Origin of the sequence: Bacillus sp. FSL P2-0099, from assembly GCF_038007445.1 — a bacterium.
Classification (GTDB): Bacteria; Bacillota; Bacilli; order Bacillales; family Bacillaceae_G; genus Bacillus_A; species Bacillus_A mycoides.
Genome location: NZ_JBBOXE010000001.1, coordinates 2,183,637 through 2,196,623, shown reverse-complemented (window position 1 = coordinate 2,196,623; position 12,987 = coordinate 2,183,637). Strand labels below are relative to the sequence as shown.

Annotated in this window: 12 protein-coding genes and 3 pseudogenes; 3 read left to right on the top strand and 12 right to left on the bottom strand. The window is 34.3% G+C overall.

Annotated features, from left to right (window positions below):
* Positions 1-87 precede the first annotated feature (87 nt).
* The 5 genes from adhP to MKY90_RS11260 form a co-directional block, all read right to left on the bottom strand.
* Complete coding sequence (gene adhP / locus MKY90_RS11280) at positions 88-1,125, bottom strand: alcohol dehydrogenase AdhP (RefSeq protein WP_088292709.1); 1,038 nt, start codon at positions 1,123-1,125, stop codon at positions 88-90.
* Between the two features lie 383 nt (positions 1,126-1,508).
* Entirely contained in the window at positions 1,509-2,363 is an 855-nt protein-coding gene (locus MKY90_RS11275; protein WP_098167762.1) for a MurR/RpiR family transcriptional regulator, read from the bottom strand.
* Between the two features lie 274 nt (positions 2,364-2,637).
* Positions 2,638-3,273: a response regulator gene (locus MKY90_RS11270; protein WP_002031722.1), complete on the bottom strand. Its 636-nt coding sequence runs from the start codon at positions 3,271-3,273 to the stop codon at positions 2,638-2,640.
* Positions 3,274-3,287: 14 nt separating this feature from the next.
* On the bottom strand, positions 3,288-4,385 hold the full coding sequence (locus tag MKY90_RS11265) for a GAF domain-containing sensor histidine kinase (RefSeq protein ID WP_220089392.1): 1,098 nt from the start codon (positions 4,383-4,385) through the stop codon (positions 3,288-3,290).
* Positions 4,386-4,573: 188 nt separating this feature from the next.
* Entirely contained in the window at positions 4,574-5,467 is an 894-nt protein-coding gene (locus tag MKY90_RS11260; protein WP_098167763.1) for a mechanosensitive ion channel family protein, read from the bottom strand.
* Between the two features lie 352 nt (positions 5,468-5,819).
* Between MKY90_RS11260 and MKY90_RS11255 the strand changes: the two genes are divergently transcribed.
* Positions 5,820-6,269 (top strand): NUDIX hydrolase, encoded by a 450-nt coding sequence (locus MKY90_RS11255; RefSeq protein ID WP_098167764.1) that lies wholly within the window; start codon positions 5,820-5,822, stop codon positions 6,267-6,269.
* A gap of 31 nt (positions 6,270-6,300) precedes the next feature.
* Here MKY90_RS11255 and MKY90_RS11250 read toward each other — a convergent pair whose 3' ends face one another.
* Entirely contained in the window at positions 6,301-6,849 is a 549-nt protein-coding gene (locus MKY90_RS11250) for a cysteine hydrolase family protein (RefSeq protein ID WP_341091363.1), read from the bottom strand.
* Between the two features lie 564 nt (positions 6,850-7,413).
* Complete coding sequence (locus MKY90_RS11240) at positions 7,414-7,902, bottom strand: hypothetical protein (RefSeq protein ID WP_002065200.1); 489 nt, start codon at positions 7,900-7,902, stop codon at positions 7,414-7,416.
* 473 nt (positions 7,903-8,375) lie between these two features.
* Here MKY90_RS11240 and MKY90_RS11235 point away from each other — a divergent pair.
* Both MKY90_RS11235 and MKY90_RS11230 read left to right on the top strand, forming a co-directional pair.
* Positions 8,376-8,513: pseudogene (locus MKY90_RS11235) on the top strand (GNAT family N-acetyltransferase); the annotation flags it as partial.
* 139 nt (positions 8,514-8,652) lie between these two features.
* A complete protein-coding gene (locus MKY90_RS11230) occupies positions 8,653-8,994 on the top strand; it encodes a hypothetical protein (protein ID WP_215598772.1) in 342 nt (113 codons plus the stop codon).
* A gap of 58 nt (positions 8,995-9,052) precedes the next feature.
* Here MKY90_RS11230 and MKY90_RS30405 read toward each other — a convergent pair.
* From MKY90_RS30405 to MKY90_RS11210, 5 genes and pseudogenes are all read right to left on the bottom strand, one after another.
* Positions 9,053-9,205: pseudogene (locus MKY90_RS30405) on the bottom strand (N-acetylmuramoyl-L-alanine amidase); the annotation flags it as partial.
* Positions 9,194-9,586 (bottom strand): annotated as a pseudogene (locus MKY90_RS11225) (N-acetylmuramoyl-L-alanine amidase); the annotation flags it as partial. The pseudogenes MKY90_RS11225 and MKY90_RS30405, both read right to left, overlap by 12 nt.
* 628 nt (positions 9,587-10,214) lie before the next feature.
* Complete coding sequence (locus MKY90_RS11220) at positions 10,215-10,862, bottom strand: nitroreductase family protein (RefSeq protein ID WP_002012699.1); 648 nt, start codon at positions 10,860-10,862, stop codon at positions 10,215-10,217.
* A 98-nt stretch (positions 10,863-10,960) separates the two neighbouring features.
* Positions 10,961-11,836 (bottom strand): D-amino-acid transaminase, encoded by an 876-nt coding sequence (gene dat / locus MKY90_RS11215; RefSeq protein WP_002119018.1) that lies wholly within the window; start codon positions 11,834-11,836, stop codon positions 10,961-10,963.
* A gap of 132 nt (positions 11,837-11,968) precedes the next feature.
* Positions 11,969-12,931, bottom strand: a complete 963-nt coding sequence (locus MKY90_RS11210; RefSeq protein ID WP_098167768.1) for an ABC transporter substrate-binding protein — start codon at positions 12,929-12,931, stop codon at positions 11,969-11,971.
* Positions 12,932-12,987 lie beyond the last annotated feature (56 nt).

The window sequence follows — 12,987 nt, the reverse complement described above, 5'->3', positions numbered from 1 at the left end:
ATTGAATACGAGGGATCATCTTTTTTATGCCGTCTAACTTTTTTAAATGTCCTTTGCTAGACTCATGCTTTTTATATTTAAAATGAATTATTTACAATCACAATTATGCTGTTTAAAATCGATTACCATACGCCCTTGAATTCTACCTTGTTCCATTTCTTCGAATACATTTTGTACTTTATCTAGAGAACACGTTTGAACAACTGGCACTACTTTTCCTTCTGCGCCGAACATAAATGCCTCCTCCAGATCCTTACGAGTACCAACTAGAGAACCAACTACTTCAATTCCGTCTAATACAAGTCGTGGAATGTTTAAATCCATAGTTTCTACTGGTAAACCTACCGCAACTACTTTACCGCAAGCACGTACTGCATCAACTGCTGAGTTGAAGGCTACTTTAGAAACTGCTGTTACTACAGCAGCATAAGCACCATCAAACTCCTCTTGAACAATTTTATCAGCAGGACCTTGAGAAATCGGATTGATAGTCATATCAGCACCAACTTCTTTTGCTAAGGCTAATTTGTCGTCATTGATATCTACTGCAATTACCTTTGCACCAAATACGTTTTTAGCATATTGAATAGCTAGGTTACCTAATCCACCACAACCATAGATTACGATAGGTTGACCAGGTTTAATGTCTGATACTTTTATAGCTTTATATGTAGTTACGCCCGCACATGTAATTGATGATGCTTGAGCAGGATCTAATCCTTCTGGTACCTTCACCGCATAATCAGCTGTAACAATACATTGTTCAGCCATACCACCATCTACTGAATAACCAGCATTTTTTACTTCACGGCAGAATGTTTCTCTCCCCGTTACGCAATATTCACAACGTCCACAAGATTGGAACATCCATGCAATACTTACACGGTCACCTATCTTTAGTGAAGTAACATCATCAGCAATTTTAGTAACAATACCTACACCCTCATGACCAAGGATGCGGCCATCGGTGTTTCCAAAATCATGATTCGCAACGTGTAAATCAGTGTGGCAAACTCCACAATACTCTACATCTACTAGCGCTTCACCCGAGTGTAACGGACGTAATTCTTTTTCAATAACTTCAATATTTGCTTTGCTGTTTTTATTAACTACTACTGCTTTCATATGTGATCTCCCCTTTAGTGTTTTAGAGTTTTAATGAGTTTATCTCACAACTACTGTCCTCACTATTTTGGCTAATTATTGTACCAAATTTAAGTGTTCAATCATCATTACAGGTTCATCATAACATGGAATTTCATAAGCTTATTGTAAAATATTGAACAATATTCGAATTATTACCCAATGCGTATTTTGATGTATCAAGCTACTTGTTAAATTTCATATGCAAAATATCGAGGTTTAAAAAATGAATGGTCTAAAAGATGAGAGATTATTATTATTATAGGTAATTGGCATATTTCTATAGACACTTAGAACAAGTAGATCTAGAGGGTATATCAACAGACTACTCGCCAATATAAAAAGCTCTTCATTTGAAGAGCTTTTTATATTCGCTTCATCGAAATAGTTTCACGTATACTTTGTAAATTTTGTAGTGTTTCCTCTTGTCGCTGCAATGACAATCCCACATACAAAGTATCTAATAAACTAAGCTGCGCTAATCGTGACGAACTTGCTTCTGTACGAAATTCCGTCTCACGCGTCGAAGTATATAATGTTATATGAGCAAGTTGGCTTAATGCCGATTTTTGATAGCTCGTAATCGCAATAATTTTGGCCCCTCTTGCTTTCGCTACTTCTAACGCTTCAAGTAAACCTTTATTACTGCCCGAATGAGAAATTGCAATGACCACTGCTTTTTTTGTCAGCAAGCCAGCTCCCATAATTTGAAAATGTGAATCCGTATGAGCAATACAAGAAATACCCGTTCTCATAAACTTATGATAAGCATCCATCGCAATAATACCTGAACCACCATTTCCATAAAACTCAATTCGTTTCGCTTCATTCAGCGCACTTACTGCCTGTTCCAACGCGTTATCGTTTAACAAATGTAATGTATCTTGCAGTCCTGTAATATGTGAATGAAAAACTTTTTTAGCAACAGTGACAATATTATCTTCTACCGATACTTCCTCATGAATATTTTGCATCGGGGTATGTACAATCTCACGAGCTAATGTAATTTTCAAGTCTTGGAACCCTTGAAAACCTAAGTGTTTGCATAAGCGGAATATCGTTGCTTCGGAACTATTCGTAACTTCCGCTAATTCCGTAATCGATTTATGTACAACATCTTGTGGATGTTTCAAAATATGTTCGGCAATACTTCGTAATTTCGGTGATAAACCATTTAACGAAGCCTGAATCTTTCCAATCCCACTTTTTATACCAGGCATAGCGTATCTTCCCCTTCCATAGTAGCTTTATCCCGTATTAACGGGCAGTAAGACTCCCACCTCAAAATTCGATGAATGCGTGGGAGATCAACTGCCCGTAAAAACCCGATTGGTTCAACTAATAATCAGTGAGGATGGCCCCCCACTAATTAAAGTTTCACTTTATTGTACCTAATTATTGAAAGAAGAAAAACCTTTATTCGGCATCTCTATACATTTTAATTTCTCATATGTATTCTTCCGTAGCATATGACACAATTATTCATACTTATTTCTAGTTTTCCCCATGCTTTACTGCGTATAAGGCAGCTTGTGTACGATCATCTACTTCCAATTTAGCCAATACGTTAGAAACGTGTGTTTTCACAGTTTGTTCTGTAATATGAAGTTCTGCTGCAATCTCCTTATTGCTTCTTCCTTTCGCAATTTCACGAAGTACTTCTTGCTCCCTTTTTGTTAACATAGAAAAAGGATTCTCTTTTTCTTTCTTGACTGCTGATCGTCCTAATAGTGCTGGTGTTACTTTCGGGTGAAAATTTGCGTTTCCTTGATATACCGCAACGATTGACGCAACGAGTTGATCTGGCTGCACTTCTTTTAATTGATAACCATCTGCCCCAGCTTCTAATGCTGGTAAAACGTAATCTTGTTCTGAAAAACTACTGAGCATAAGAATTTTTATTGTCTCATCGTATTGTTTTATACGTTTTGTCGCTTCAATACCATCCATTTTCGGCATTGATAAATCCATTAATACTACATCTGGCCTTTCTGTTTGGACGAATGTTAATGCTTCTTCACCATTTGCTGCTTCCCCAATAATTTCAAATTCTTCTCTCGTCTTCAAAAAGAATACGAGTCCCCTTCGAACGATATGATGATCTTCTACAAGTAATAATTTAATTTTCACTGACGTTCTCCCTCTCAAACCGGTAATTGAATTTCTATCTTTGTCCCCTTTTCCGGTTCTGCTTTTATTCGAAAAATTCCCCTCATTAATTCAATTCGTTCTTTCATACTTTTCAAACCAAGTGCTGACTCTCTTACTTGATCCTGTATAAATCCTATTCCGTTATCTTCTATGTAAAAATGCAACTTATTATTTTCTATCCTTAAATGAACACATACTTTTTCACATGAGGCATGTTTTTTACAATTATGTAATGCCTCTTGGCTTATACGCCATAAAACTTCTTCTATTTCATCTTCAATTAAAACCATTCCATCAATTCGAACTTCCACTTGAATCCCTAACAGTTTTCCGTAATTTTGAATCGCTTCTGCTAAACCTTTCTCTAATCCTTCAGGCCTTAATTGCCAAATCAAAAGTGTCATCTCTTGTAATGCTTCCTGTGATAATTCTCCAATATAACTTAACATCTCTTGCAAGTCTCTATCCTTCGTCATATTTAGAGTCCCTTTCGCTGTTAGCATAATTGAAAATAACAATTGTTTAACAGAATCATGTAAATCACGAGCCAATCGATTTCTTTCAGCTACAACTACATATTTTCGTTCTTTCTCAACTAATTGAATACGTTGTATTGTCGTTCCAATTTGAAATGCAATCGCTTCTAATAACGCTAACTCCTCCTCAGAAAAATGTGTTTTATGAGGCGAAGCTACATTTAATAGACCAAATTTCTCTGATCCAGATCTTAGCGGGATTGTCGCATGATGTGTAACATCTTCTGTCTCGCCCCAATTACATTCAATCGCATCCTCTATTCGTTTACATTCAATAATATTTGTCGCTTTTTCCAATCTTCCATTCACAAAACGTTCTACACACCAACAATCGCCTTCACACATCGGCTTCTTTTCCTGCCACGTAAGAGCTGGGGGTAAGTTTTGGTCTACAAGCATACGATGCTTTCCACTTTCATCAATAAAGAATATCCACCCTGTTTGTAAATTCATAACTTGTAATAATGTATGTAACACTTTTCCTAACATTTCCTGTAAGTTTGTTGCTTCATTTAGTAACTCAGCAATTTCTTTTAATGCCTCTAAACGATGCATCTCTTTTTCATCTATGTTCATTCTCATCACCAACTACCATTATAACATTAAGAAATTTCAAAATACTACAAACAAAAAAGAACCGAATTTCTTCAGCTCTTTTTTCGGAGATATCCCATACAGTTCATTCAAATCTACTGATTCACAAATCTAAATTCTAAACCAAAACAGAAATTAGCTAATTTTCATTAACTGTCTGATAAAGATTGTCCCACATGGATATTCTGTAAACTTTCAGTGTTAACGAACATATTCGCTGCTGGCATTTGCACTTGATTTTTATGGAACATAGACATTAATTCAAATCTTACTTGTCTAGAAGTTTCAAAATAATCTTCTGGCTTAATCAAACCTGTAATACAAAATTCATATCCAACATATTTAAGATTAGGATTTAAGTCTGTAACTCCAACATATTTAAATGGTTCAACCGCTTCATCATCTACTCTATAAAAACTTTGATCCAATTTTTCATTACAAATAACACATACTTCTTCTAACAATTCCTTAACTCTTGTAGGATCTTCCTGATAACTTACCGTGATGCGTTCAATAACTCGCATCCATCCTTTATTAAAATTTTGTATCGTTCTAATCTCTCCGTGTGGTATGGTAAGGAGTTTCCCTGACCATTCACGAATTTGCATAAAACGAATACTAATTTCCTCAATAGTTCCTGAATTTGTTCCGTTAAAAGTAACAAAATCGCCAACACGAAACTCTTTGTCCGCTAATCTTGCAAAGCCTAATATTACATCTTTTAGCATCTGTTGTGCAGCAAAACCGATGACAACTCCCGCTATCCCTGCACCTGCAATAATACTTTTTATATCTACAAATTGACTAATTAAATATATGATAAGACTGATGATAATGATATACCTAAAAATAGATCGAATTACACTTTGAATTGTCTGCTCTACCTCTTCATCAAAAAAGCTTGATTTTCTAAAAAACCAATCAATAATGCGATTTATAACAAAAGAAATAATGATAAGAACTAAAGCAAATAGTAAAAACCTTAAAAGTAAAAATTCCCTTACATAATTAAAAAACTCTTCAGTATACGTTAATAAACTCATCCATCCACTTCCTTTCTAATGAAAATTTCATACAGAGCTACTTTATTGTAAATACGTATTTATCATCTCAACACTTGTTTTCGAAACATCTTTTATCCTGATCTTAAATCGTACTTTCTTAACTATGTATTTGTATTCATTGTTCATCTTCAACAATATAACCCTTTAATCAATCTTTCAACTTCTGATGCCCTTTTCTATTTACTATAAATATACCCTTTTTAATAATATAAAGGGAGATTACAATAGAAATTTTTATAAACAACTTTGTAATACTCACCTCGTTCAAAGGAATACATTCACATAACACCGAATAATTCATTTGATACTTTTTTCACGGAGGTTACAATTAATGGGATATATAGAGGAACTAAGAGAAATTGTTGGATCAAGACCACTCAATTTAACAGGAGTTGCTGTAGCTGTTTTAAATGACCAAGGACAAATATTACTACAACAAAGACGAAATGGCATGTGGGGTGTTCCTGGAGGATTTGTGGAGCTTGGTGAATCCACCGAAGAAGCTGGAAGACGGGAAGTTCTTGAAGAAACAGGCATTGAAATTGGTACACTTCAGTTAGTAAGTGTATTTTCAGGTAAAGAGTTTTTTGTGAAATTAGCGAACGGACATGAATTTTATCCTATAACAATCGCTTACCTTTGCAAAGACATTAAAGGTGGCTTGCTAAAAGCTGATGGAGTTGAATCATTACATGTACAATTTTTTGATTTAAATGGGCTACCAGAAAACATTAGCCCGTTCATAAAAAAACTAATTGAGCAAAATGTCGTCTCAATTTAAACGTAAAAGAGGCCTTTTTAAAGGCCTCTTTTTACTTCACTTCTGCATGTAAACAAGATTTAAAATGTCCAAGTGCATACTCATGCCCTTGCGCATTAAAAGATGCTACTGCTTTTTCATAAACGACAATTTGAAACCCTTTGTTATAAGCATCTACTGCTGTATGAAGGACGCAAATATCTGTACATACACCTACAAGATGCACTTCCTCTATTCCTCTTTCTCTTAGCTTCATTTCTAGATCCGTTCCTGCAAAAGCACTGTAACGTGTTTTGTCCATATAGTATACATTCTCTGCATTTTTATATTTCTCGCATACATCTTGTAATTCACCAAATAAGTCTCTTCCATTTGTACCTGCTATATTATGAGGTGGAAACAATTTCGCTTCTGGATGATATACATCATTGTCTTCATGTTTATCGATCGCAAATACTACGTAATCACCTTGTTCAATAAATTGTTTCGTTACACTTACAAGTTCCTTCTCAATTTCTTGACCTGGTTTCCCGCATGTTAAAGCACCTTTTTCAGCTACAAAATCATATGTATAATCAATGTTTATAAGAGCTCTTTTCATAACTACAATCTCTCCTTCTTCTGTTTCACAGTAAACAATAGAAAATTTGTTATTACGACATCGTATGTACTATTCGACATTTCAAATGAAATCCCTACATTTCCAACTCAATACTTACCTTAATCCGAGTTTATCATAAAGCGTAACTTTAATCATAGGGGGTATTAGCCTTCACCAATCGGGCTTTTACGGGCAAGTTGATCTCCCACCTAACTTCCTCGCATGTGCCGAATTTTCAGGTGGGGTTCTTATTGTCCGTTAAGGCTTGATAAAACCGATACACAATGACAAAACATACAGCTCCAATTAACAAGTCATGAATGTGATAATTGAGCGTAACTTCAACCGCCTCTTGTAAAGTAAACCAAATGACCGAAAACATTATAATAAATAAGAAAATACGAATAACTCGTTTCAAACTTTCAATCCCTTTCTCTTACATGATAGTAAAGAATAATTTCTTCCTATTCATTCGTACTAAAAAGTGACACAAATTATTCTCAATGACATAATTCAATCCAAACTAAAAAGTACACTACTTTTGAGTAATGTACTTTTTCCATATTAAGACGCAGGCTTCGTTTCAAACGTCGCTTGATTCAAGCTAATGACTTTTCCTTTTGGGTCATTGTTTTCAAACTGAGCTGCGGTAATCGTATGACTACCTGTCTCAAGCGTCTTTTCTTTTAATTGTACTGTTGTCTGTGTTGTACTAGTTACTTGATGTTTATCTGCAAATATTTGATCTACAAATACAAATGTTTCTTTATCGTTTTGAAAATTGGAAAGTTCTAATTCGACTTGCTGAATTAAAGTATCCTTTTTTATGAATACAGTTGGTATATTGCCATTTTCAGAAGTACCATCTGGAGTAGTTACTTTTACTTTCCCTTCTCCGATTGGCACTGCTCCTTCAGGAAATACGACCATATTCTCATCACTTGCATTTACAACTTGTTCTTCCTGGTTTGACTGTGCATCCTCTTTTTCCTTTGGAGTACCACAGCCTACTAATAACAATACAGACAATCCAGCGATTATGAATTTCTTCAAAATTCATTCCCCCTGTTATTTCATTATAATTTATTATACAAAAATAACTTCTTGATTTTAAAACTAGTTTTTAACACTTTCATGAACAAATATTAGCTTGCTCACGATTACTGTACCATACTTTCATTTTAAGAACATTAATTTTTTTAAAGAAATAAATAGTAATTCCACTCTATTCATCATTTTAGCCCAATTCACTAAAAAAATATCCATTCAAAATAAAAAGACATCGTTTAAATTATATTTAGGTAATGTACCTCAAAGACAATAAAACCAAAGGTGTGGACATATTAGACATGTACAATATGTCCACACCTTTTTTATTGGGATAGCACCAACATAACGCGGATTCTGTACGTTAAGATAAATATTGTAAATATTAAATGTGATATAATCGGAGAAAAAAATGTGGGGGATCCTTAGTGAAGATAAGAAAATATAATTCTGATGACATCAAACAATTTACAGATTTAATGCCAGATTTAGGTTACCCTAGTTCATTAGATGAAATGAAAGTAAGAATGAAACGTATCGAATCCAATCCAAATTATTACACCTTTGTTGCAATAAATGATAATAACTTAGTAGGGATGAACAGCAATAAAATTCACATGGGTGGTAATACTAATATCTATGATGGAGTAGGGATAGACGGCCTACCCATTCGTTTGTTTTTAGATGGTAATGGTAAAATTATTTCTGCATTTCCAAGACAAGGTCGATAACTTAATTTTTAAGGGAGAAAATAATATGGATTACAAATTTGAGTTACTTAGTACAGGAAGTTTAGTTATTAGACTGCCAAAGGAATTCGATATTTTAGAAGCTTTTTTAAATGTAGAGGTATCTGAATTCAGTGATTGGATAGCAGAAACTGTAGATAAAGTTTTAAATGAAAAAAGTGATTATGAAAAAATAAGTGCGAATATTTTTGGGGCAGATGTTCGAAGAGATAAAACTGTTATATTTAATAAGTATGATGAGGATGAAATCGAAATCCCTCTTGAAATAGAAACTATTACATTAAGAAATCTAATAGATATTTGGTTAAATGAACACACAAAATTGAAAACCGAAAAATATAACAATTAAATGATGTTACATACAGCACGAAAAAGGCCGCCTATAATAGGTGGCCCTTTTCGTTAAATTAACGCACATTCACATACGTATCAATAGCCGTAATATAGAAAACTTGCCCATGACTATTATGCACTTTATATTGATACGAATCATTTACACTTATCTTCGCATCAATTATAAATCCTAATCCTGCATCTACAGAACCAGCAACATATTTATCATAGCTGTGTTTGAATTTTGTGTAATCTGCAGTTTCACATAATTCAACATGAACAAATCGTTTATTAGCAGTAGTGCCACCGCCCGTAAGCAATATACTTTGCATCCTCAATCTGAATCGTCCCATTCCAATCCACTGCAAAGTGAACGAATGTGCTTCGCTATGTACGAGTTTCATATTTTTGAATATTAATGACCAGAGCTTCAGGAGTCGCAGTACTATGTGCCACAACGCCCTCATATGCTCCTACGCCATAACAGTATGGCACCTTAGGTAAATCATTAATAATAAGGTTCTATCAGCAAAAGCTCCTGTTGTAAAGCTTAGCAGAAGTAATAGAGTCATAAATACAGAGGAAGCCATTTTAAAAGTTTTTTTCATTTTTGCAATGGGGTAGCACCACATCGCTATCAAGCTAAGAAAAGTAAATACCCCCAGAACGAAATTTTGTGCTAACTTGTAGCAAAAAAGCTCATTTTTTTATTTTGGGGTAATTCGGAATTCTTAAGTTGATGGACATGTGGCGGTACCCCATACCCCTCAACCTAACAAGAACGAGTTACCCCAAAACGATAAAAATAAACTTGGTTACCATAAAAAACATCACGTTTTCATTCTGAAAGCATTATAGAAGTTTAACCTAATGATTATATAGCTGATACTGATTATCAAAAAAATATAATCAGATTAATCGCTACATCAATAAAGATAATTTAAATAAAAAAACACTCCGCCTATACCATTTATAGTAAGACCCTTCATGGTAATTGCTTCTCCAGAAAGTAAATATGTTAATAAAGTAAATACAATGAAGAAAATAAATCCCGAGAATATCGAATTACGAACTAACATTTTATGATTTGATGTATAACGTATATATTTTTTTGATTCTCATCATTACAACGCTATAAACGGAAATACAAAAGGATAATCAGCCTACATAATAGACTAACTATCCTATAACTCATTACCTAATTTTAATCATTTCAATGTCTTTTCTACATAACATTTAGAAAATAAATGTTGTAATCTCATCTACTTCTTTTCGAGAAAGTTTCTTCGGCTTATCTTTCGGAAACCCGAGTGAAATTACCATATTAATTTGTTTTTGAGGCTCAATTTGTAAATATTGTCGCAGTTCATCTTGAGCTAATAATACAGGTCCTGTCATTGGACAAGTACCCAGTCCTCTCGCATGTGCAGCCAACATTAAGTTTTGTGCTGCTAAACAGCTACTCTTAATTCCTTCCTCTTCCCATACTGAATCAGGAACGAAGGCAATTGGATCAAATATCTTTTCACGAAACTTTGATTCATATGGTGTTGCCAAACATACGATTAATACTGGCGCCTCAGAGAAAGCTGTCGCATATGGACCGAAAGAACGTGTAAGTAATTTCCCTGCTTTCTCTTCTCCATTTTCTGCTGCTTTTGCCGCAAGTTTATGTAATGCATCCCATGTCATTTGTTCAATTTCTTTAATTTTCTCTCTGTTCATAATGACCAAGAACTCCCACGTTTGTGAGTTCGTATCACTCGGTGCATAACGAGCACAATCAATAATTTCTTTTATATCACTAGTGGATACTTCTTGTTCTGTAAATTTTCTAACACTTCGTCTACCGTGAATTACTTCTTTAAAATCTTCATAATTCATATATTAAATCCCCTTTTTACAGCGTTTTCAAAACTTGTCCTATGGTTGAATTATATCATGAAAAAAAGCTGGGGGAATACCAGCTTTTTCCGCCATTATTAATTTGTCACTTTAAACAAACTAATACTTTCTTCATATGCAGCTTGTAGTTTTTTCGTAATTGGTCCTCTTTCGCCGCTTCCAAACTTCTCATCACCAATTTGAACAACAGGGAATATTTCAAGTGGTGTCGCTGTAAAGAAACATTCGTCAGCCTCGTATACTTCTTGCAATGAGAATTCACGCTCTTCTACTTCAATATGTAAAGCTTTCGCTAATGTAATAACGTAGTGACGAGTAATGCCGTGTAGAATGAAATTATCGGCCGGATGTGTAATTAATTTATTATTTTTCACCATAAAGAAATTCGAATGACACCCTTCTGTTACAACTCCATCTCGTACTAATATCGCTTCTTGATACCCTTGCTCGTTTATTTTATTTTTAATCATGATATTAGGTAGAAGGTTTAAAGATTTTATATGACAGAACTTCCAGCGTATATCCTCTTCTACAGTAACCTTTATTCCTTGTTCCATAGTAGCGGTAGGTCTTGGAAACGAAACAATATTCGCAAAATATGTTGGCTGTAAATCTTTTTCATACACATGATTTCGAGCTTGGGCTCCACGTGATATTTGAAGATACACATTCCCATCCTCTTGAAATTGATTTCTTTCAATCATTTGATGAAGTTCTTCAACTAACTCTTCCTTTGTAAACGGCGGAACAATATTTATTTCCCTCATAGATTTAAAAAAGCGTTCCAAATGTAAGTCTAATAAATGAGGCTTCCCATCGTATAGCCTAAATACTTCATATATGCCATCACCAAATTGGAGTCCTCGCTCTTCCAAAGCAACCATCGGCTGTTCTTCTTTCGTATTTACAATTCTTCCGTTAAACAAAATCCAATCTTTATGAGTAGCTTTCATTCCTTTCCACTCCTTTATTCCATGATTGGTTTTATTGTACAACTTATCCACGCTTAAAAGAAGGAATTTTCTGTATTTAAATAAACAAAAAAAGTACATCACCTATTTAAAGTGATGCACTCAACCATTCATTTATTTCAAAAAATATTTTTCAATATCATCTAGCATTAAGTTTGCAGCTTTAATACCGCCTGCTGTATTCCAAATTACTTCATCCACTTGGAATACTTTATTGTCTTTAGAAGCCTGCAGCTGCTTAAAGAGTGGGTCTTCTGTCCATTCTTTTGCTAACGTGGTTCCTTCGTTATTCTTATCTGCATCTTTATCAGATGTGAAGTAGAATATGTAGTCCCCATCCATATTCGGAATTTGCTCTTTTGTAATTCCTTTTATCGCAAACTCATCTTTATCTTGTAGTGGTGGTCGCTTAAATCCAATATCATTTAAAACAGCACCTGAGAATGAGTTTTTCTGATAAATACGAACGTCACCTGGTACGAAGCGAATAATAGAAACTTTAGAATTCAATTTATCTCCTAACTTCTCTTTCATTCCTTCAATACGTTTTTTATAATCTTCAAGAGCCTTTTGCCCTTCTTTTTCTTTATTTACAGCTTTTGTATAGAGTGTAAAGTTTTCTTTCCAATCCCCGCGCAATGTTTCAGCGTATACAGTTGGTGCTATTTCGTTCAATTGCTCATATATTTTTTCATGACGCATTTTATTCCCGATAATTAAATCTGGCTTAAGCTTCATAACTGCCTCTAAATTAATATCACGCTCAGTACCTACAACTTTCGTATCTTTTAAATCTTTCGCTAAATGAGGATACCATTCATCACCAGCACGTGGTTTTGTAGTTCCAACTGGTGTTATTCCGACAGCTAGCAAAGCCTCCGCACCTTCATTTGTTAAAACAACAACTTTTTTCGGTGTCCCATTTACTGTCGTTTCACCCATTGCATGCTTTACAGTATACGAATCTTTTGCTTTAGCTGATGTATCATTTTCTTTTTTCTCTTCTTTGCTACACCCTGCGATTATTACCATAAGTATCATAATGCAGAACATAAATATTTTTTTACTATGTACCATATGTCCTCCCTAGATGAAATCGATTATCATTAACAATTAAAGATTAATGTATATTA